At 48.4% G+C, this 19,544-nt stretch carries 18 protein-coding genes; 10 read left to right on the top strand and 8 right to left on the bottom strand.

Annotated features, from left to right (window positions below; genetic code table 11):
- Positions 1-195: 195 nt before the first annotated feature.
- The 8 genes from BTJ40_RS20255 (at position 196) to gcvH (ending at position 8,702) form a co-directional block, all read left to right on the top strand.
- Positions 196-750 (top strand): UPF0149 family protein, encoded by a 555-nt coding sequence (locus BTJ40_RS20255; protein WP_108734783.1) that lies wholly within the window; start codon positions 196-198, stop codon positions 748-750.
- Complete coding sequence (locus tag BTJ40_RS20250; RefSeq protein ID WP_108734782.1) at positions 750-2,102, top strand: aminopeptidase P N-terminal domain-containing protein; 1,353 nt, start codon at positions 750-752, stop codon at positions 2,100-2,102. Before BTJ40_RS20255 ends, BTJ40_RS20250 begins: the two co-directional genes overlap by 1 nt.
- A 64-nt stretch (positions 2,103-2,166) precedes the next feature.
- Positions 2,167-3,405, top strand: a complete 1,239-nt coding sequence (locus BTJ40_RS20245) for an FAD-dependent monooxygenase (RefSeq protein WP_108734781.1) — start codon at positions 2,167-2,169, stop codon at positions 3,403-3,405.
- Positions 3,406-3,454: 49 nt separating this feature from the next.
- A complete protein-coding gene (locus BTJ40_RS20240) occupies positions 3,455-4,693 on the top strand; it encodes a UbiH/UbiF/VisC/COQ6 family ubiquinone biosynthesis hydroxylase (protein WP_108735369.1) in 1,239 nt (412 codons plus the stop codon).
- A 137-nt stretch (positions 4,694-4,830) separates the two neighbouring features.
- Positions 4,831-5,769 carry a rhomboid family intramembrane serine protease gene (locus BTJ40_RS20235; RefSeq protein WP_238152076.1) on the top strand — a complete coding sequence of 313 codons (939 nt, stop codon included), beginning with the start codon at positions 4,831-4,833 and terminating at the stop codon, positions 5,767-5,769.
- Positions 5,770-5,774: 5 nt separating this feature from the next.
- Entirely contained in the window at positions 5,775-6,890 is a 1,116-nt protein-coding gene (locus BTJ40_RS20230) for a CNNM domain-containing protein (RefSeq protein WP_108734780.1), read from the top strand.
- Positions 6,891-7,160: 270 nt separating this feature from the next.
- Positions 7,161-8,249 carry a glycine cleavage system aminomethyltransferase GcvT gene (gcvT, locus tag BTJ40_RS20225; RefSeq protein WP_108734779.1) on the top strand — a complete coding sequence of 363 codons (1,089 nt, stop codon included), beginning with the start codon at positions 7,161-7,163 and terminating at the stop codon, positions 8,247-8,249.
- A 66-nt stretch (positions 8,250-8,315) separates the two neighbouring features.
- Complete coding sequence (gene gcvH / locus BTJ40_RS20220) at positions 8,316-8,702, top strand: glycine cleavage system protein GcvH (protein ID WP_108734778.1); 387 nt, start codon at positions 8,316-8,318, stop codon at positions 8,700-8,702.
- A gap of 92 nt (positions 8,703-8,794) precedes the next feature.
- Here gcvH and BTJ40_RS20215 read toward each other — a convergent pair whose 3' ends face one another.
- The 5 genes from BTJ40_RS20215 to BTJ40_RS20195 all read right to left on the bottom strand — a co-directional run bounded on the left by BTJ40_RS20215 (position 8,795) and on the right by BTJ40_RS20195 (position 12,326).
- The gene (locus BTJ40_RS20215) at positions 8,795-9,454 is read right to left on the bottom strand and encodes a hypothetical protein (protein ID WP_202862834.1); all 660 of its coding nucleotides are present in this window, start codon (positions 9,452-9,454) and stop codon (positions 8,795-8,797) included.
- A gap of 242 nt (positions 9,455-9,696) precedes the next feature.
- A complete protein-coding gene (locus BTJ40_RS20210) occupies positions 9,697-10,461 on the bottom strand; it encodes a tRNA(His) guanylyltransferase Thg1 family protein (RefSeq protein WP_108734776.1) in 765 nt (254 codons plus the stop codon).
- Positions 10,448-10,897, bottom strand: coding sequence for an AAA family ATPase (locus BTJ40_RS20205; RefSeq protein ID WP_108734775.1), 450 nt, complete (start codon positions 10,895-10,897; stop codon positions 10,448-10,450). The genes BTJ40_RS20210 and BTJ40_RS20205 overlap by 14 nt, the downstream gene beginning before the upstream one ends.
- 56 nt (positions 10,898-10,953) lie before the next feature.
- Entirely contained in the window at positions 10,954-11,916 is a 963-nt protein-coding gene (locus BTJ40_RS20200) for an alpha/beta hydrolase (protein WP_108734774.1), read from the bottom strand.
- A 149-nt stretch (positions 11,917-12,065) separates the two neighbouring features.
- Positions 12,066-12,326 carry a hypothetical protein gene (locus BTJ40_RS20195; RefSeq protein ID WP_108734773.1) on the bottom strand — a complete coding sequence of 87 codons (261 nt, stop codon included), beginning with the start codon at positions 12,324-12,326 and terminating at the stop codon, positions 12,066-12,068.
- Between the two features lie 1,529 nt (positions 12,327-13,855).
- Here BTJ40_RS20195 and csrA point away from each other — a divergent pair.
- Positions 13,856-14,044, top strand: a complete 189-nt coding sequence (gene csrA, locus BTJ40_RS20185; protein WP_108734771.1) for a carbon storage regulator CsrA — start codon at positions 13,856-13,858, stop codon at positions 14,042-14,044.
- 209 nt (positions 14,045-14,253) lie between these two features.
- Positions 14,254-14,412 carry a hypothetical protein gene (locus tag BTJ40_RS22425; RefSeq protein WP_157954180.1) on the top strand — a complete coding sequence of 53 codons (159 nt, stop codon included), beginning with the start codon at positions 14,254-14,256 and terminating at the stop codon, positions 14,410-14,412.
- A 562-nt stretch (positions 14,413-14,974) separates the two neighbouring features.
- Here the strand turns inward: BTJ40_RS22425 and BTJ40_RS20175 are convergent.
- The 3 genes from BTJ40_RS20175 to BTJ40_RS20165 all read right to left on the bottom strand — a co-directional run bounded on the left by BTJ40_RS20175 (position 14,975) and on the right by BTJ40_RS20165 (position 19,362).
- Positions 14,975-15,793 carry a hypothetical protein gene (locus tag BTJ40_RS20175; RefSeq protein WP_108734769.1) on the bottom strand — a complete coding sequence of 273 codons (819 nt, stop codon included), beginning with the start codon at positions 15,791-15,793 and terminating at the stop codon, positions 14,975-14,977.
- A 701-nt stretch (positions 15,794-16,494) separates the two neighbouring features.
- Positions 16,495-18,747: a phosphoenolpyruvate--protein phosphotransferase gene (gene ptsP / locus BTJ40_RS20170; protein WP_108734768.1), complete on the bottom strand. Its 2,253-nt coding sequence runs from the start codon at positions 18,745-18,747 to the stop codon at positions 16,495-16,497.
- 108 nt (positions 18,748-18,855) lie between these two features.
- Entirely contained in the window at positions 18,856-19,362 is a 507-nt protein-coding gene (locus tag BTJ40_RS20165) for an RNA pyrophosphohydrolase (protein WP_238152231.1), read from the bottom strand.
- Positions 19,363-19,544: the final 182 nt, after the last annotated feature.

Raw genomic sequence — 19,544 nt, 5'->3', positions numbered from 1 at the left:
GAGGTCGACGTCTGAGTTCGCAACACGACAGACTGCGAGGGATTCCGCTACTATATTGCCGGCGTATTGGTGGGTCAATCGCTGCGCCTGCGCGGACAATCACAAAATTGTCTCTTAATGCCTCATTTTCCCGGTTTGGTACCTGTTTGGAAGCCGGATTGAAAAGCCTAATTCACAAAAAGCTGTACGGTAACTATGACTTCTGAAGCTAGCCAATTTGAACTCCTCGCCAATGCCATTCTCTCAGCTGGAGGACAGGCTGATCCCAGCGAATTGCACGGCTTTATCTGTGGCATTCTTGCGGCGGGTGAGCGGCCGGACAAACAACGCTGGCAGAATGAGCTGGCTGGGTTGCTCGATGTGGAGGCGGTGCCGGCAGATCTTAATCGGGATTTTTTCCAACTGGCTGATGAGAGTCACAAGCAGCTGGACGGTTCCAACTTCAATTTTGAACTGGTGCTGTGTGATGATGAAGATGTCGTCTCTCGCGCTTTAGCGCTGAGCCATTGGTGCGATGGATTCCTGCATGGTTTTGGTGTTGGTGGGGCACGGGAAAAATTGATGCCTACCAGTGACGAAGCATTAAAAGATATCAGTGCCATCGCCCAATTGGACGCTGAACACGTTGAAGAGGGTGAGGAGACTGAACTGCAACTAGTCGAGCTACAGGAATACGTTCGCGTTGCCGTACTCAATATATTTACTGAAGTAAAAGGGAAGGAATCCGATAGCGAGCCCACCATTCACTGATGCCTAAGACTCCGAAAACCACAGCGGGAATCAGCCGGTCTGAGTACGCCCGCCGTCGCAACCGCCTGATGGCAGAATTGCCCGCTGGCAGTTTGGCGATAGTGTCATCTGCTGGGGAGCAACTGCGCTCCAGAGATACTTTTTTCTCGTTTCGCCAGGACAGTGATTTTTTATATCTCTGCGGCTTTGATGAGCCTGAGGCACTGCTGGTTTTGGTGCCGGGACGAACACAGGGAGAAACCTTGTTGTTCTGTCGGGAGCGCGATGCGGAAAAAGAAAAGTGGGACGGTCCGCGCCTGGGGCCGGAGCGCGCAGTGCAGCAGTGTGGATTGAGCGATGCGTTTCCCATCGGTGATCTCGATGATATTTTGCCGGGATTGTTGGAGGGGCGTGAGCGGGTTTATTTCCCCATGGGGCGCTACGCTCATTTGGACCGGCGTATCCGCAATTATTTAGAGCGGATTACTGCGGCGCCGAATACCGGGGGCGCGCCGGAAATGGTCGACATCGATTATCAGTTGCGGGAATTGCGGCTGATTAAGTCGGCCCAGGAAATACGCCTAATGGAACAGGCAGCTAAAATCAGCGCCGAGGCACACTGCCGGGCCATGACCCGATGCCAACCGGGCCTCTACGAATACCAGTTGGAAGCCGCCCTCCTGCATACCTTTGTCGATTCTGGAGCCCGTGAATCCGCCTATCCCACGATTGTTGGGGGTGGTAGCAATGCGTTGGTAATGCACTATTGCAGTAACAGTGCGCAGTTGCACGATGGGGACCTGGTGCTGGTGGATGCGGGGTGTGAGTACCGTGGCTATGCGGCGGATATTACCCGCACCTATCCGGTTAATGGCTCATTTAGCGGGCCGCAGCGCGCAGTTTATGAAATAGTCCTGGCCGCCCAGCAAGCAGCGATCGAACAGGTTTCAGTGGGAAATCACTGGGACCATCCTCACCTTGCCAGTGTTGAGACAATCACCCAAGGGCTGGTCGACCTGGGCCTGCTGCGAGGCGATACCCAAGGGTTGATCGAATCCGGCGCTTACCGACGGTTCTATATGCACCGGGTTGGCCACTGGCTGGGCATGGATGTGCACGATGTGGGTGATTATCGCGTCCATGGATCCTGGCGCCAGTTGGAAGCCGGCATGGTGATGACAATTGAGCCCGGTATTTATATTCCGGAAAACGACGAGAATATTCCCGCACAGTTTCGCGGGATCGGGATTCGTATCGAGGATGATGTCGCTCTCACCAGTAAAGGGCCACAGGTCCTTTCAGCAGCGGCTCCGAAGGCCATTGAAGATATTGAATACACCATGCTTCACGGTCGGGATTTACTGACTCGTTAGAAGTGATTGTTGGATTATTCGGTGATTAATATTGCAATGCCGAATAATCATAGGGGGAATTGGGATGGGTGAGTCGGCGCGTAAAGTGGATGTGGCCATTGTCGGTGGTGGTATGGCGGGGGCCAGCCTGGCACTGATGTTGTCGCATTTTTGTCCTCAGCTCAGAGTGGCACTTCTGGAGCAGAGAGCGCTGCCGGATGCGGCAGCGAGTATTCAATTACCGAGCTTTGATACGCGGGCCACGGCAATTGCCGCAGGCAGTTTGCAGTTGTTTCAGGAGCTGGGTCTCTGGCCCGCCTTGCAGGCCTACAGTGCCTCAATCGAGCGTATTCATGTGAGTGATCGCGGGCACGCATTTGGCGCCTCCCTCTCTAGCCGTGAGGGACAGGGGGTCAATTTTGAGGGAATTTTGGGCGCAGTAATTGAAAATGCAGCCCTCGGTCCAATTCTCCACAGCGCCTTAGCTAGAACTTCTACCCAATTATTGGCGCCAGCGCAGGTTACTGACATTAACATGACTTCTGCAGGTGCAAACCTGTTGTGGCGAGCCGGTGAGAATTCCCTTGACCAATCGCTGTCCTGTGGATTAGTGGTCGCTGCCGATGGGGTGAATTCGCCTCTGTGTCGCCAGCTGGGGATAGAAATCAGCTCGGTTAAATACCAGCAGAGGGCCCTGGTTACCACTGTCGGTCTGCAGAAGCCTCACAACGGCGTTGCTTACGAACGCTTCACCCGATTGGGGCCTATGGCACTTTTGCCGCTGCCGGATAGAGAGGGGCATCACCGCGCAGCGCTGGTTTGGGCTTGTGAAGAGGCAGAGGCTGAGCGTGTCAGTGCAATGTCTGAGCCGGAGCGCTTGGAAAAACTCCAGCAGATATTTGGCTGGCGCGCTGGACGTTTTATTAAGGTTGGAGCCGTTCAGGGGTATCCACTGAGTTTATCAATCGCCCAGGAGCAGTGGCGCCGCAATGTGGTGTTAATGGGCAACTGTGCCCACTTTTTGCACCCAGTTGCAGGGCAGGGGTTTAACCTGACACTGCGGGATTGTTACGGGTTGGCACAGGCGCTGTCGACAGTGTCGCCAGACGCGTTGCCGGGGCGGCTCGATTTTTTACGGGAATACGGTGAAATGCGCCGCCTGGACCAGCAATTGACGATTGGATTCAGTGATCGTATCCCCATGCTGTTTTCCTCTTCCGGTTGGCTGCAACAGGGAATTCGTCAGTTGGGAATGCTCGGCCTTACAATGGTCCCGCCGCTGCGCCGGGAATTTGTCGGTCAGGCGGCGGGATTTGGGCTTTAAAGGTGCACGGTCGGCAACGGCTGATGCCACTTCAGCGGAATTGGCTTTTATGAACAGACATCGTTTGGATTTTGCCATTGTGGGTGCGGGCATGGTGGGCATGGCCCAGGCTGCATTGCTGGCAGTTCGACACCCGGGCATGCGTCTGGCCCTGCTGGAGGCATCCCACGAGACCGCCCCGCAAATATCGCAGCAATATGAACCGAGGGTAGTGGCTCTGACCCAGGCCTCCCGCGAACTGCTCGAGGAAGTGGGTGTCTGGGATGATATTGCCAGCCGCCGCGCCTGTCCCTATGTGGAAATGCGTGTTTGGGATGCGGATGGAACCGGGTCTGTAAGCTTTAACAGCCGGGATGTGCAGCTGCCCAACCTAGGTCATATTGTTGAAAATAATGTCATTGTCGCCGCCTTAAGAGCACGCCTGGAAACACTGCCCAACGTAGAGCTGGTGAATGGTTTTTGCCTGGAGAGCTGGTGGCGCGACTGTGGTCTCTGGCATTTGCAGCCTCGCGGTGAAGATCGCTTAAGTGAAGAGGATGGCTTGCGCGAGCAACCTGAGATAGTGCGCACCCGCTTGTTAATCGGTGCCGACGGCGCCCGTTCCAAAGTGCGGGACTTATTACATATCCGCTCCCAGGATACCGATTACCACCAAACCGCGCTGGTGTGCGTCGCCCGCAGTGAGAAGTCTCATCGCCACACGGCCTGGCAGCGCTTTTTACAAACGGGTCCGCTGGCATTTTTACCTCTCGCCGGACTGGGAGATGACAATCACTGCGCTGTGGTCTGGTCTGCGGATGAGGAACTGGCGCGGGAACTGCTGATGCTGGATGACCAGGCCTTTGCCTTGAATCTGGAGAAAGCCTTTGAGAGCCGCCTGGGAAAAGTGGAATCCGTGAGTGAGCGTTTTTCTTTCCCCCTGCGCGCTCGCCATGCGGAGCGCTACCGCGGTCCCGGCGCTGTATTGGTGGGAGATGCCGCCCACAGTATCCACCCCCTGGCGGGGCAGGGCGTAAATCTGGGATTGCAGGATGTGCGAGTGCTGGCGGATGAAATTGATCGGGCTATGGCACGAGGTTTAGAGCCCTCTCACCCCTCGGTTTTGGCCCGCTACGAACGTCGTCGCCGTGGCGACAACGCCGCCACTATGAAAGCAATGAGCGCCTTCAAGTCCCTGTTCGGTGCCGGCGATGTGCACTGGCGCTGGCTGCGCAACACCGGATTGAGCATGGTAGATGCCAGCCCTATGCTGAAGAAGCGGATTATTATGCGGGCTATGGCAGTTTAAAACTGCTTTCTCTGCCGACTGGACTGGGAGCAAGCAGGCTGGAGTAATCGCTGACGCACACCTGTTTATTTAGTGGTATTTTCCCAGGGGCAAAAGGGATATAAAGCTTTGCCGCGGATTTAAAAGGTTAATTTCAATTGAGCCACTGGATTACTGTTTACTCTTTTCCTATATCAAAGGATCTCAGCGCACTTTTTCGTTTCATACAACGTTACCAACTGCCGTTGAGAATTACAGAGGAGGGAAATCAACAAGCACTGCTGACGACAGATTCCGGCATAGCCGAGTTGCTTAAACCTCTTTTGCAGGATTGGGAGCGGGGACTGGTTGATCTGGATAGGGTCCAGCTGACACCGGCAGAACCAGAAACTCACAGCCAACAAGTTGAAGCGGAGCAATCGCCAGGAGAGAAAAAGCCTGTTAGGCCCTCATTTTTACCGTCGTTCCCACTAGATAAAACGCCGATTAGCCTGTTACTTATTGCCCTGTGTTTTTTCGGCTGGTTTTTACATTCGAATAACCTCTCTGCCCCGTTTTTAATATATCCAGACAACAATAGCGGCCATCCTTTTTCTCAATCATCACTAATGTGGCATTTGGAAAAAGGGGAGATTTGGCGATTGTGGACCCCTGCGATCATTAACTTGTCATTTCAGCATGCCCTGTTTAATGCCCTGGCTATCTGGATATTCGGGCGTCCTGTGGAGGCCCGTGGAGGCCCAATTATTTTCAGCGTTTTGGTCTTGCTCGGTGGAGTTGTCGCTAATTTGTCCCAATATGCCTGGAAGCCCGAAGTGATATTCGCTGGAATGTCGGGCGTTGTATACACGCTGATAGGGTTTGCTTTGGTGGTGCAGCGCTGGCAACCGGCGTGGAGAGATATTCCCCCGGGTATTATTACCTTGTCGGTTGTGTGGATGATATTGTGTGCAATTGGAGTGATTACTTATTTGACTGGTATACGCATTGCCAATGCTGCGCATTTTGGGGGCTTTTTTGCCGGTCTATTGATTGCACTGGTTTACTGCATTGCTGGTGGTGCGCGAAAATTTAACTCTTATCCCGCTTCAACCTGAATTATATGATTTTACTGATTACCTATATTTGTATTGCTCTCGGCTTTTCCTTTCTGTGCTCGATAGCCGAGTCGGTTATTCTCAGCGTAACAACGCCTTACGTGCGCCTGATGGAGCGGGAAGGGCATAAAGCGGGCCCTCTGCTGCGCAAATTGAAGTCGGATATTAATGCCCCCCTGGCCGCAATTCTCACCCTGAATACCATTGCTCACACCGCGGGGGCCGCGGGTGCGGGTGCCCAGGCGGCAGCGGTTTTTGGCAATGAGTACCTGGGTTTAGCTTCCGCGATCCTGACCCTGTTGATCCTGGTCTTTTCTGAAATTATCCCCAAAACCCTCGGAGCCGTGTACTGGCGTCAGTTGGCCCCCCCGACCGCTTATATGCTGCGGGGCCTGGTGTGGTTACTACACCCATTCGTAAAAATGTCCGAATGGATGACCAAAGGCCTGTCCCACGGCCCAACCCTGACTGGCTTCAGTCGCGATGAATTTGCCATTATGGCGGAAATTGGCGAAGCGGAAGGGCAGTTGGAACAGCGGGAGTCCAGTATCCTGCGCAACCTGTTCTTTACCCTGCGGGATCACTCCGTGCGCGAGGTGATGACGCCCCGCACCGTGGTTTTTTCCCTGCCACAGGATATTACCGTGGAAGAGGCCTACGAGGATGCAGAGAAAGGGCGCTTTTCCCGTATCCCGGTCTACGAAAATAGGGACCCAGATTGTGTCGTGGGCTTTGTATTGCGACAGGAATTGCTGCTGGCCTATGCCAAGGGTGAGCATCAGAAAACACTGGCGGAATTTCGTCGTGAAATGCTAATCCTGCCGGAAACCGCCACTATCTATCAGGCGTTCCAGAAAATGCTGTCCCGCCGCGTGCAGATCAGTGCGGTAATGGATGAATATGGCAGCCTCGAGGGTTTGGTGACTCTGGAGGACCTGCTTGAGACCCTGCTCGGCGAAGAAATTGTCGACGAGGCGGATAAAACCCCAGACCGCCAGGAGTTGGCAAAGCGCTTATGGCGTTGGAGATCTAAGAAGTACGGTCTTAAAGTGGATGAGTCCGCACAGGCAGAAGAGGACGCAGAAGAAGCGAGTCAAGGGCGCGATCGGGGCAGTGACTGACTAATAGTTTCGGCTGGTTAAAAATTATCCATATTCGAGCCTGCTAAACGCTGGGGACAAAGAGCGCAGGGCAATGCCCAAACCTCTATGAATGCTGGATACAGCGCCAGCGGAATCTTTGACGGTCTCTGTGAATCTGGGCAGGTTTTACTACCAATGCCTGCTAGGCTTGCAGAGCATATATATTGCCGTGCCTGCCCCGCTGGCAAGGCCGGTACCCAAGCCGCTAGAATACGCCGCTTCGGAACCTGACGGACTGAGATTTTAAAGATGGGAAATAGAACTCCTCTGTATGACACGCATGTCGCTATGGGCGGCAAAATGGTGGATTTCGGTGGATGGGACATGCCGCTGCACTACGGTTCGCAGCTGGATGAGCACAACAAGGTGCGCACCGATGCGGGGATGTTCGATGTCTCCCATATGACCGTTGTTGACATTGATGGCGCCCAGGCCCGCGACTACCTGCGCTACCTGCTGGCCAATGATGTGGCCAAGCTGGATGGCAACCCGGGCAAGGCCCTGTACACCGGTATGCTCAATAACAAAGGCGGTGTTATTGACGACCTGATCGTCTACCTGCGCGACCCCGGTTATCGAGTGGTTGTTAACTGTGCTACCCGCGAGAAAGACCTGGCATGGATGCGCAAGCAGGCAGAGTCCTTCGATGTGACCCTGACCGAATGCCCGGATGTAGCGATGATTGCCATCCAGGGTCCCAATGCCATTGAGAAAACCAAAGAGGTTTTAGGCATTGACTGGACTTCTGCGATCGATGCACTGAAAGTTTTCCAAAGCGTTGCTAGAGGTGGCTGGTTTGTAGCGCGCACTGGTTACACCGGTGAAGACGGCCTGGAAATTATGTTGCCGGGAGAGGATGCCAGTGGCTTCTGGCGCGCCCTGGCCGAAGAGGGCGTGGCCCCTTGTGGACTGGGTGCACGCGATACCCTGCGCCTGGAAGCGGGTATGAACCTGTACGGGCACGAGATGGACGACGAGACCTCTCCTCTGGCTGCCAATATGGGCTGGACGATTGCCTGGGCACCGGAGAGCCGCAACTTTATCGGCCGTGAGATCCTTGAGCAGGAAAAGGCCGATGGTATTAAGCACAAACTCGTAGGCCTGGTGCTGGAAGAGCGCGGCGTATTACGCGCTGGTCAGCCGGTAGTGGTAGACGATAGTGACGACCGGGGTATCATTACCAGCGGCACCTTCTCCCCAACACTGGGTTACTCTATCGCCCTGGCGCGAGTTCCAGTGACTGTGGGTGATACCGCACAGGTGGAAATCCGCAAGAAACTACAGCCGGTCAAGGTGGTTAAGCCCTGCTTCGTACGCAACGGCAAGTCAGTTATTTAAGCGTCGCCCAGAGGTGTACGCGTCACTAAGACAATAAACTTAGATGCTTAATCAAGGGATAACAGCATGAGCGAAATCCGCAATGAATTGAAATACCTCTCCAGCCACGAGTGGGCACGCCTGGAAGAGGACGGCACTGTAACCATCGGCATCAGCGATCACGCTCAAGATGCTCTGGGTGATGTGGTTTACGTTGAGACTCCAGAAGTGGGCAGCAACCTGGCTGCTGGCGACGAAGCGGGTGTAGTTGAATCCGTTAAAGCTGCCAGCGACATCTACTCCCCGGTTTCCGGCGAAGTAGTGGCTGTCAATGAAGCTCTGGAAGAAGCTCCGGAAACTGTAAACTCCTCTCCTTACGACGATGGCTGGTTTTTCCGCATCAAGCCCTCCGACGTGAGCGAGCTGGAAAATATGCTGGATGCAGACACATATCGCTCAGAGTCTGAAGACTGATAGAGAGAATGTGCTGAAAAGCATATTAAAAAAAGGCTGTGGATAATTCCCACAGCCTTTTTTGTTTTATAAGCGTCTAAATCAATTTCTGCTTATTGATCAAATGATACTGCGTTACGAACTTCCTCATCATTCACAATCTGATCCAGCTGAGCTTTATAGGCCCGCAAGATATTGTTTTGTGGAGATTCACTAGCCTGCTCATCAACGACATCTCTTTCAGCAATATTCTTGGCAAGTAACTTCCCTTCCTCAAGGCTGTATACGAGGATGTCAGTATTCGTATCGAAATTGAATGCTGAAACCCAGTTCAAGTTAACGCTGAAATACCACTCGTTGAGCACGAGGCTAATCATTTTTTCAGCATTATTTTCTTCCATCAAGGTTTTGATGGCATCTTCACTAGGCATTTCATCCAAATCTACCGCAGTGGTATTCCAGCCCGATTCATTCAAGCCGTGGGTTAACCGACTTTGCAGAAATTGAGCGAGATTTTTCTCCTTATCCCCCGGTTCTGTTGCAAGAATTTGCTTAACGTGCCAGTCGACAGGAATACCAAATGAAACGTGGGCTTTTCCAACAAAGTTTTTATCCTTTCCCTCTTGAACACGCTTGCGCTGATCAATAACAGAAATCAAAACAGGTTCTTTGGTTGTGTACTCTGCTTTTGCGGACTGCTCCTGTAGTGGAATAGGTGAAACACAGGCCGTGACCATTGCAGCTAGTACGAGAAGCGCTATCTTTTTTAGCACGATTTAATTCCTTGTTTTATATGCGTTGGTTCATCATTGCGCACAAACTTCTAGTGAGTTTTAAATAAATGAGCGCCTTAATAGTGTAACACTGGGGATAATTAATCGTTTAACTTGTTTTTAAAGAGTTTGGTACAATAGAACCAATGTTATTGGTTTTAAGAAAAGAAACTTGGATGCTTTCACCTTCTAAAGCTAGCTATAACCAGAAAGGCCGCATTGCGGCCTAAATTCACACTTGCTTATATGATTTCAGGAACAAGACCACCAACAAAATGACTGTATTGGTTCTTCATCGGAAGCTTGAGGTCAACTTTCAGTCGGTTGCGACTTGCTTTAACTGCCTCACCTGTAATGGGATTAAGTGCGTCTTTTTCGTAAGACTCCCAATAAATTCCCACCCCTCTTTTTTGCCAGTTCGGAAGGTCATTGAAGTTGATTCCCTTTTGGAAAAGGAATTCATTTTTATGAACTACTGACATTTTTGTAAATGTAGCTGCAGACTCTTCGGGAGATAAGCCCTCCTTGCGTAGGCTCCAGTAGCAGTGGGCATTCAGAGCGTTCCTGTGAGCATCCTCATTCCTCCAACGGAAATAATCGATGACAAGCTGCCGATGGGGCAGCTGGCAAATACGGCAATCAAATGCCCCAATGTCGCCTAGAAGTAAACTAAATTTTGCACTCGCCTCTCCTGCAAGAATTGAATTTAGTTTTCGCTCTTTCCTCTCGAAAGTATTTTCATTCAAATCAAGAAGTAGTGATATTTCATCGCTTTGTGTATATCCATAAAGAACCTTAAATCCGCATTGCATCAAGTGCTTAACGGTTTCGACCATCATGTCTCGAAATTTGGGGTCATAAGGTGCTTCAAAACTGTGCTTATCCTTAGTTAGTGTTGTAAAACATCGACCATCAATTCGAGCAATGATATATATACCAGGTAAAACACTGTGATCATGCGCGGTTTCATATACACGCATTTTCTTATCTAACTCATTGAACTTCATCTTTCCACTCTTCTACTGTGAAATCCCCATTTTTCATTGTTACATAATATAACTTGTCAAAGCCTTCTGAATATTCAGGTAGTTCCAGCTTGTTGTATGTCCCTTTTAGCCCAACGTCTGGTATTCGCTCTTTGCCCTCTCTGGAGGCATTTCTTTGAATACACTCAGTCAAGTTTGATGAAAAAAAATACCCAATGACTTCAAAGCGGTGCTCTTTAAGGCCATTAATATACTTTTCCCGCTCTGCTTTCGTTGGGTTTGTGTTGTCAATCACAACTGACTGCTTAGATTTCAAGCAAGCATTGAAAAGAATATTCTCTCTATGCCGTGTTCTAAGCATATCCATATTCAGACGGATATGGCTTTTATAAAAATTACTAAGATAAAAAGAGGATTTTCCGCTGGCTTGTAAGCCAATGAATATAACACCATTCATGGTTCGTCGCTCTATTTAATAGATGATTAAATACTAAGTCGGTTATGCCGAAATCGTTATCTAGATATACTTGATAGCTTGCCGAACCAGTGGACTAACTCCCGACTTTCATTGTCACCAATTATTGACATACTCGGGTGGTTTCGGCCGTCAACTTTTACAATTGAAACACCATTCGATTCTAGATCGCTATAGCTGCTGTGTGGAGCAACAGTATCTGAAGATGATGCAAAAATAATTATAGGTACACTAGAAGATACAATAATTGGTTTAATGTCCGTCTGTTCAGGAGTGATATCAGCTCTAACTAAAGTATCTAACGCTCCTTGCTTGATCCTTTCCTCTGAAAAAAGCATTGTCATGCTGGGAAAGTTAGCTTTAGTGTAATTTAAAACCGCCTCATCAAATCGAAGCATTGGAGCTTGTAGAATTATTCCATTAATGTCATTTCTTAAAGTAGAAATTTGCATTGCAGTTGTACCACCCATAGAATTACCAACAATATACAGGGTGTTATTTTTATATTTGTTGATGATTTCGTTGACTATTTTACTATCACCAACACCATATTCTTTAGCCTCATCAGATTCACCATGCCCTAATAAGTCAGGGACTATAACTCTAAAACCTAACATTCTGAAGTACAGAGCCGAGTTCAGCATAAACTCTTTAGATGCCCTGAAACCATGTATAAGAACAACTGTGCCTGACTGTAATTCAGGTAGTGAGCTTTTTAAAATGTCCAAACTAACAGTACTTTCAGAACCGCTAAATGATTCCAGGGAAACCGTATAGTGAAGTTTCTTGTTTTCAAGTGGCTCCCCTAGAAGGTAATTTGTGCATACTTTATGCTCTGTAGAGCAATGCCTGTTGTTTTTAAATCCATAAGTTTCAATAGTATCGAAAGAAACAATCTCTTTAAAATCAAAGCTATTAGATCGCTCAATATATTCTGTAACTACAGTAGAGCAACCCATAGCTATGCTGCTTACAAATGCCAATACCAATTTTTCTATCATGATCTCTAATTCTTTGAGGAAAGCCAGTGCTTTTACTTGTAATACTTGAAGCCAAAACTCAATAGATTATGTGGTTGAGCTTTCATCAAAACCAATTTTTTAAACGGTACATACCACAATAACTAGAAATTTGAGACATATAAAGTTACTTAACAATTGAGCTTGGCCCCTATTGCTAATAAAAATACATCTATTGACAAGTTCTCAGTGCCGGATGAGCTAGTATCTAAAACATTATTTACATTTACCTCAGATTTTTCAAAGTTAAATACAAGGTCATAAACATTTTCATTAAACTCTCTAAAAGCTATCGATGGGTTAAGCGTAGCTTCTGCAACAGTGGCTTCAATACGCCCAATCAAGCGTTCAGAGAGTTCTTCACGAATAAAATTTTCTAGTAAAACATCCATTAATAGATCTTTCCGCTAATTAGGTTCCACCTCTGTATTAAGCCAAGCGCATAGGTTAAGCCGAGAATTAAACATATGCCTGAGCTGGTTAGCCAGAAAGTTAGCGAATTATCTGGGAAGGCTGGCATTATAAAATAAAAACCCAGCGCACGAGCCAAAAATATCGTTGAGATTAGGATCAGTCCAAGTCGAACCAGCGGTAACCTAACAATTAAACCCGCACCAGAAAAAGCGTAGCTAGCCCAAAGCAGTAGAACGGCTGAAATTACACCAGTTACAATAGTTGGGTAGGGGTGGCCACTTTCAGCTAGTTGAGCCATATGCTCACCGGCACCGAGAAACCGATACCAATCACCGCCAAATACTATACACCCGATATGAACTAAAGCAGCCAACACTGTGAGTATCCCTGCTACCTGCAAATAGTTAATTCTCTGACTGACCATTTACTCTCCTTGGCTGGTCTATTCGCATATTCAAAAGTGGACGAAATCATATCATTTATCAGCATGCCCAGAGAATGGAAAACGACTCAAGTCAGATAAAGGTATCCACTATTATACTAATCAGTACTGATTGGAGAATATTCCAGTGGCCGCATAATGTGTACACTATATTCACCTTTAGGTGAAGATAAAAATCATTATAAATCAATTGGTTAGGGTGCATGTCGCAGTATATGTGATATCAGAATATATGATAAGTAGCACCCAGCCAAAATAGACGGCTTAAGAAGAGTGATTAATGAGTTTTCAGGGGCATTGAACTTGTAAATAGGTACGATCATGCAGGATATCTCCCCTTAATTACTGGCTGAAAACTAGAGTGCGAATACCAATAGGTAAGTTACATAAAACCTATGGCAATATTTGCAAGATATTTAGCCTTTTTCTTTTGAAATGAGGGGTACGTTTACGTAGCTATTTTTGATTATCAAGTGACTTGAGCTTCTAACGTAAAGACCATTAAAGATTGCCAATCTAATTGGCCATTTTCTACATACTCCGATATTTTCCAAAGCGATAACTTACAAAAAATAGGCACAAAAATGATCTTATTGAAATTTATTAAGTTTTTTTCAGTGTCAAATCTGCGTAAAATCGATAGATGTTTATTGGTATTTTGGTCGTAAATAAGGCGATTTTTTAAGGCCTATGTCCAAAGAGATTCAATAGAACAAGATTTTTCTAAAAGAACCACCCCCTCAAAGGAGAACGGTAGCGTGACGTAAGAGTAAGTAAAAGGCGCTGACCCAAGGTGCGGGAACACCTGGGGCCAGCTAACCAAATTGATATCATACCTATCAAAGTGGCTATATGGATCATACGCTAGAAACCCGCTCGTCTTCAATAAAGTGGAGTGCATCCAGCGGCTTGGAGAGACTCCTCAAGCTCTGGGAGCGTTGCGTCCGCCTTTTCTACTTCTATGCCTACCGTTCTCGTGCTCCCCCAGTAATTTTCAACAGATTACTTTCTCAGCCTTTTATCAATTAAGGCCTACCCATGGTTTGGATATCAGAGAATAGAAATATGTTGATCTTAAAGCGCAGGACTGGTGAAAACTTAAGGATTGGAGCCAATGTCTCAGTCACAGTATTGGAAGTTAAGGGAAATCAAGTAAAGATAGGAATACGGGCCCCCAGATCACTCCCGGTTCACCGTGAAGAAATTTACGCACGTGTCCAAAAGGGAAGGGCGCAGGGGAATAGAAACCGTTGAGAACTTGGTTCCGACTGTGGAACATCCAAAGTATCGGCATCAAAACCTTAGCAGAGCTGCGGTTTTGGTGCTAAGTTCCTTTGCTAGTTACGTCTGTTCATCTGGTGGAACCGCTCGATAAGTACTGGGCCCATCTAGTAAAATGCCATTGGACATCATATAAGTAAAAACTAACATAGATAGAATAACTACAGCCAAATGGGCCTTTATTGCTGAATTTGCATACCTTGAAAAATAATCCAAACGATTTTTTTCGGCCTGAAATGGCTGAAATGGCTGAAATGGCTGAAATGGCTGAAATGGCGAATGGCAAAAATATAACTACTGCTAGTCCAGCTAAGAAGAAGTATGAGAGGTATTCCTCATAGCAATAGGGTCATAGAAAGCTGAAAAGGTAAGGTAATATGTAGCAAGTACAAATAGGAGTGTAATGGTAAAAATCAATAACTTCTTCAATTTTCATACCAAAATTTTCAATGGGGGAAGGTTTCCTGCGAAGGGCCAAAGGCCCGTAGCAACCTGCTTGTACTCGTTAGGGTTGGTACCCACTAAGTTTGATAACTTTACGGACATATTCTGCCTCCCGAATGTCATTTCTCTCAGCCCAGGAAAAACTAAAAGGGAATACTAGCGTACATAAACTCATCATTTCATTATCCATGAAAAATATGTACTCCCCAGACAGCTCAAGAGAGAGCGAGCTTGAATCGCCGTATAGCATAAAATTTTCAGCTATTTCCCCTTTTAGCTTAGCTGTAACTCTCAATTCATAGCTAAATGTCTCAATAGGGTTTTCCGGATACTCCCAGCCATAAGCCGTAGGACCGAAAAATATAAACAGTAAGCTTATAAATTTCCTCATTTCTATTCGGAACTTTAATGCTCAAGGCAATTGCGCCGCAGGCGTCTGCTGCCCTTGCTTGTTATACATCAAAATATTTCAGATGCATGAAGCTTTTCTCTAACCTTATCTGATAACGTTTTATAATCAGCTGGAAACTTATCAAGTATTACATTAAACGTAACAATCTCATCCGCCGTAAATTTCCCACCTTCATCTAGAGTTTTAATAACAAACTTCAAAATATCAGGAATCTCACCAGATGAACCATTTTGCCAGCACAGCTTAACTAGATTTAACGCACTAGTTAGAGCCATATTTTTTGACTTCTCTTCTGTCATTTTAGTTTTTAAAATCTTAAATTCGATAGTAAAAACCCGCCTCTCTAAGGAATCAAACTTATTACCCATCGACTTAACGCCCTCTGAGACCCTCGACTTCACAACACTTCCGACCTTCCCTTCTAATTCCTTAAACTTTCCAGATAGATCATTTTCAATATTAATGGCCCAGTCAGACATGTTCTTTTCTATCTCGCCATACCTACTATTCAAGGTATTGGATAGATCTGCTTTCAGAATATCTTTATCTCTCTCATAAATTCTGAAATTTGCAAACCACCCAAAACCCAGAAGCAAACTAACTACAACGAATACACCACCTAGAGCCCAATATACGGTCCCTAGAACCGCCGCTTGATGATTCTCGCTCAACTCAAGTTTTGCTTCCAGCAGTTCTATTTGACTTTTCAAGTGAGCATTCATCTCAGTGGTAGCACGAAGATTATTCTCGGCAATTTCACTAGCTACTGCATTCGCACCTTCAACCGTTTCAATATTAGCTGCAGAATTTTCACCAAATGAGACACTAGAAAACATCACTATCACCAATAGCACCCATTTATGCATGACCAACCATCTCCTTAGATTACATAACATTTATATAGTAATCATTCTGACCACTATTATCATGATTACTATTTCAGAATCAATTTGCCTGCTATGACGATAAATTTATTTTAAAATCACAAGGTTAAGTGTAATTGTTACGATCGTGCAAACTACAAAAACGATCATCTTGATTACTATCTCACTTTTTACACCAACTGATGACTTATTGATTCGTAAAATATTTTTATAGATTCTATGCCTAGCACTAAAATAACGGTCATAATGATGATAAATACCTGAGCTGGTACTCACTAACTTTTCAAAGCTAGCAGAAGTTTAGATGTGCGATGTGGCTAAGGTGTCAGAATAAGGTGCTAAGAGAGCTTAGGCGATGTTTTGGTGCGAGGGTCCCAAATGATTTTTCTGCGTAGTAATTAATTATTAGTGTCTTATTTTGAATAGCTGCTATTCCGTGGGCATATGAAAAATATGGGGGTTTTGTGGTGTTAGCATTTCTTGAAGTAAACCGATGAATAATTCAAAGATAAAAAAACATCGATCAGTTATTTGGTGTCTAAGCTCAGCGTTGAACTACAATATTATTCATTAGCTATTTGAAAAAATATATTTTTGCTGCCAGGGGCTAAGCGACCTGGTAGTTAGATCTAAAATTCAGGACTTATAAATTGGACAACTTTAAATCTCTGTTGCCTCAATATTTACGGCTGTAAAGACACCTTCAATCCTGCCTCACTAAGAAACCCTTTCACGGTACTTTCAATTTGTTCGGGGCAGTTCATTTGCAACACCTGTTGCAGGAGCTGTTCAATATCAGCACGGCTAACGGCGCGCAGAGTAGCTTTTATTCGCGGTAAATTAGTGGCGTTCATCGATAGCATATCGTAGCCCATGGCTACTAATAACAATGCGCCGCCGGGCTCTCCGGCTAGTTCCCCACAGATACCCACTTCGGTACCGACAGCGTGGGCCGCTGTTACGATTTCCTGCAAAGCCCGCAGGACCGCCGGGTGCAGGGCGTGGTAAATATTAGCTACTCGGCTGTTATTGCGATCCACAGCCAGGAGATATTGGGTGAGGTCATTACTACCCACCGAAATAAAATCTGCTTGGACGGCAAGTTCTCGCACTTGGTAGACTGCTGAGGGTACCTCTACCATTACCCCGAGCGGGGGCATAACGATTTCGTAACCTTCCTCAAGCAATTCCCGGTAGGCTCTTTCCACCAGTTTGCGCGCGGCTTCGAGTTCGTTCAGGCCGCTGATCATGGGGAGCATAATTCGCAGGTTATTTAGCCCCAGGCTGGCTTTCATCATGGCGCGAACTTGCGCCAGGAATATTTCTGGGTGGTCGAGAGTTACGCGAATGCCACGCCATCCCAGGAAGGGGTTGGTTTCATCAATAGGGAAATAGGCCAATGCTTTATCGCCGCCGATATCCAAAGTACGCATGGTGACAGGCAGTGGGGCAAAGGCTTCCAGTTGCTCCCGATAGATTTCCCGTTGTTCTTCCTCAGAGGGAAATCGGTCCCGCAGTAGGAAGGGAACTTCGGTGCGGAAAAGTCCTACCCCTTCAGCGCCGCGCTCCAATGAGCGCACTACGTCGGCCATCAGCCCGGTATTCACCATCAGGTGAATGCGATGGCCATCTGAGGTTACCGCCGGGAGCTGCGCCAGGTGATCCAGGTTGCGAGCCAGTTGCTGCTCTTCTGCGACAATATCGTCATAGCGGCGTTTGAGTTCTGCGCCGGGGTGAATATGCAAATCGCCTCGGTAGCCATCCACCACCATATCGACACCGTCGATGGTTTCGTAGGGCAGGTCCTGGACTCCCATCACAGCGGGCAGGCCCATAGCCCGGGCAATAATGGCCACATGGCTGTTGGAAGAGCCTTTAACCGAGACAGCACCAATCAGTTTTTCCCTGGGTACTTCCGCCAATACCGCAGCGGTCAGTTCTTCGCCGATCAGGATGGTGTTATCGGGGAAGTCCCGATCGCTCTGTTGCTGTTGCCGCAGGTGCATCAAGACTCGTGCACCCAGGTCGCGAACATCGGCAGCTCTATCGCGAAAGTAGGAGTCGGACATGGCTTCAAAGCGCCGCACATGTTCCAGCATTACTTCCGCCCAGGCTCGCTGGGCACTGAGTTGTTGCTGGATGCGATCGCACACTTCCACTGCGAGGGAGCTGTCATCCAGCATGCTGATATAGGCATCGAATAATGCCCGTTCCTCGGGACTGAGATCGCTCTTCAGGCGTTCACCGACCTCGCGAATCTCCTCCTGAGCGGCTGTCAGGGCCTGTTGGAACAGGTCCAACTCAGCATCGATATCCTCGCACTCGGAGTAGGGTACAGTACTGAGATTCGCCTGAGGGCTGACAATATGCACCCGTCCAATGGCGACACCGGGCGATGCGGCAATACCGGAAAAGTGAGTTTCCCGTTGTTGCTTGCCGATACTGGCGAGAAGACCGGTGGCCTCGGCGTGGGCGATTACCCCGGCAAGCTGGGCCGAGAGAGTAACGAGGAAAGCCTCCTCCCACTCATCAAAGCGTCGTTTCTCCTCTTGCTGGACAACCAGGACACCCAGTACGGCGCGGTGGTGAATAATCGGTGTGCCGAGAAATGCGCTGAAACGCTCTTCACCCGTGGAAGGGAAATATTGGAAGGCGGGGTGGGCCTCGGCCCTTTCCAGATTAATGGGTTCTTCGCGGGTGACTACATTGCCCACCAGGCCTTCGCCGGGGGCCAGGTGGACCTGGCCAACGGCTTTGGGGTTGAGACCATCGGTGGCCATCAGGACATAGTTGCCGTGTTGCTTGTCGCGCAGATACACGGAACAGACGCGGGTGTGCATGATTTCCCGCACGCGTTGCACAATGATTTCCAGCACCGCGGTGAGGTCCCGGGCGGCATTTACTTCCTGAACGATACTGCGCAGAGATCCGAGCAATGGCCTGTCCTCGCCAATCAACGGAGAAATTCGATGGCCCCGGAAAGTAGAAGTTCGATGCTGGTCGGGGCCATTGTGTGAAGATACGCTGCTAACTACCTTGTGCGGTCAGCTGTCCTGTCCGCGCAGCCAGCGTTTCTCCAGCTGTATTTGTTGTGGGGCCAGCTCGGTCAGTGCGCGCCGGTATACTTCACGCTTAAAGGTCACCACTTTACTTAGCGGGTGCCAGTAGCTTACCCAACGCCAGTGGTCGAATTCAGGTTTGTAACCATTGTCGAAGCTGATAGAGGCCTCATCTGCCTCGAGCCTTAACAGGTACCACTTTTGCTTTTGCCCGATGCACAGTGGTTCGGAGCGACGTCGAATCAGCCTTTGTGGCAGGCGATAGCGCAGCCAGCCGCGGGTACAGGCAATCATACTGACTTGATCGCGAGTAAGGCCTACCTCCTCGTACAGTTCCCTATATAGCGCCTGTTCAGGGGTTTCGCCCGGATTAATACCACCCTGGGGAAACTGCCAGGCGTCCTTGCCACCTACCCGCCGCGCCCACAGTGCCTGACCGCGGGCGTTGAGCACGATAATACCGACATTGGGGCGAAACCCCTCGGCATCGATATTGCTGCTGCTCTCGCCACTCGTGCCCCGGTTTTTGTTACCGGCCGGGGCTTTATCATTGCGATTCGAATGCTTGGCGGGCTTACGGCGGTTCTTTCGTCCGGCCTGTGCCGGCTTGCCGTCGCCCAAAATACCATCCTCAATACTGTTGTGTGCGGCCGTGCGCTGCACTTACTTGTTCT

This window comes from Microbulbifer sp. A4B17, assembly GCF_003076275.1.
Lineage (GTDB): Bacteria > Pseudomonadota > Gammaproteobacteria > Pseudomonadales > Cellvibrionaceae > Microbulbifer.
Note: the sequence above shows the minus strand (reverse complement) of the source record. Positions and strands in the feature narration are given on the sequence as shown.

Bases quoted from the DNA above. Each gene is read 5' to 3' on its own strand.
- BTJ40_RS20245 (WP_108734781.1), top strand. From the start codon at position 2,167: ATGGGTGAGTCGGCGCGTAAAGTGGATGTGGCCATTGTCGGTGGTGGT.
- BTJ40_RS20205 (WP_108734775.1), bottom strand. From the start codon at position 10,897: ATGAATGGTGTTATATTCATTGGCTTACAAGCCAGCGGAAAATCCTCT.
- BTJ40_RS20255 (WP_108734783.1), top strand. From the start codon at position 196: ATGACTTCTGAAGCTAGCCAATTTGAACTCCTCGCCAATGCCATTCTC.
- gcvH (WP_108734778.1), top strand. From the start codon at position 8,316: ATGAGCGAAATCCGCAATGAATTGAAATACCTCTCCAGCCACGAGTGG.
- BTJ40_RS20210 (WP_108734776.1), bottom strand. From the start codon at position 10,461: ATGAAGTTCAATGAGTTAGATAAGAAAATGCGTGTATATGAAACCGCG.
- csrA (WP_108734771.1), top strand. From the start codon at position 13,856: ATGTTGATCTTAAAGCGCAGGACTGGTGAAAACTTAAGGATTGGAGCC.
- BTJ40_RS20250 (WP_108734782.1), top strand. From the start codon at position 750: ATGCCTAAGACTCCGAAAACCACAGCGGGAATCAGCCGGTCTGAGTAC.
- BTJ40_RS20175 (WP_108734769.1), bottom strand. From the start codon at position 15,793: ATGCATAAATGGGTGCTATTGGTGATAGTGATGTTTTCTAGTGTCTCA.
- BTJ40_RS20200 (WP_108734774.1), bottom strand. From the start codon at position 11,916: ATGATAGAAAAATTGGTATTGGCATTTGTAAGCAGCATAGCTATGGGT.
- gcvT (WP_108734779.1), top strand. From the start codon at position 7,161: ATGGGAAATAGAACTCCTCTGTATGACACGCATGTCGCTATGGGCGGC.
- BTJ40_RS20240 (WP_108735369.1), top strand. From the start codon at position 3,455: ATGAACAGACATCGTTTGGATTTTGCCATTGTGGGTGCGGGCATGGTG.
- BTJ40_RS20195 (WP_108734773.1), bottom strand. From the start codon at position 12,326: ATGGATGTTTTACTAGAAAATTTTATTCGTGAAGAACTCTCTGAACGC.
- BTJ40_RS20230 (WP_108734780.1), top strand. From the start codon at position 5,775: ATGATTTTACTGATTACCTATATTTGTATTGCTCTCGGCTTTTCCTTT.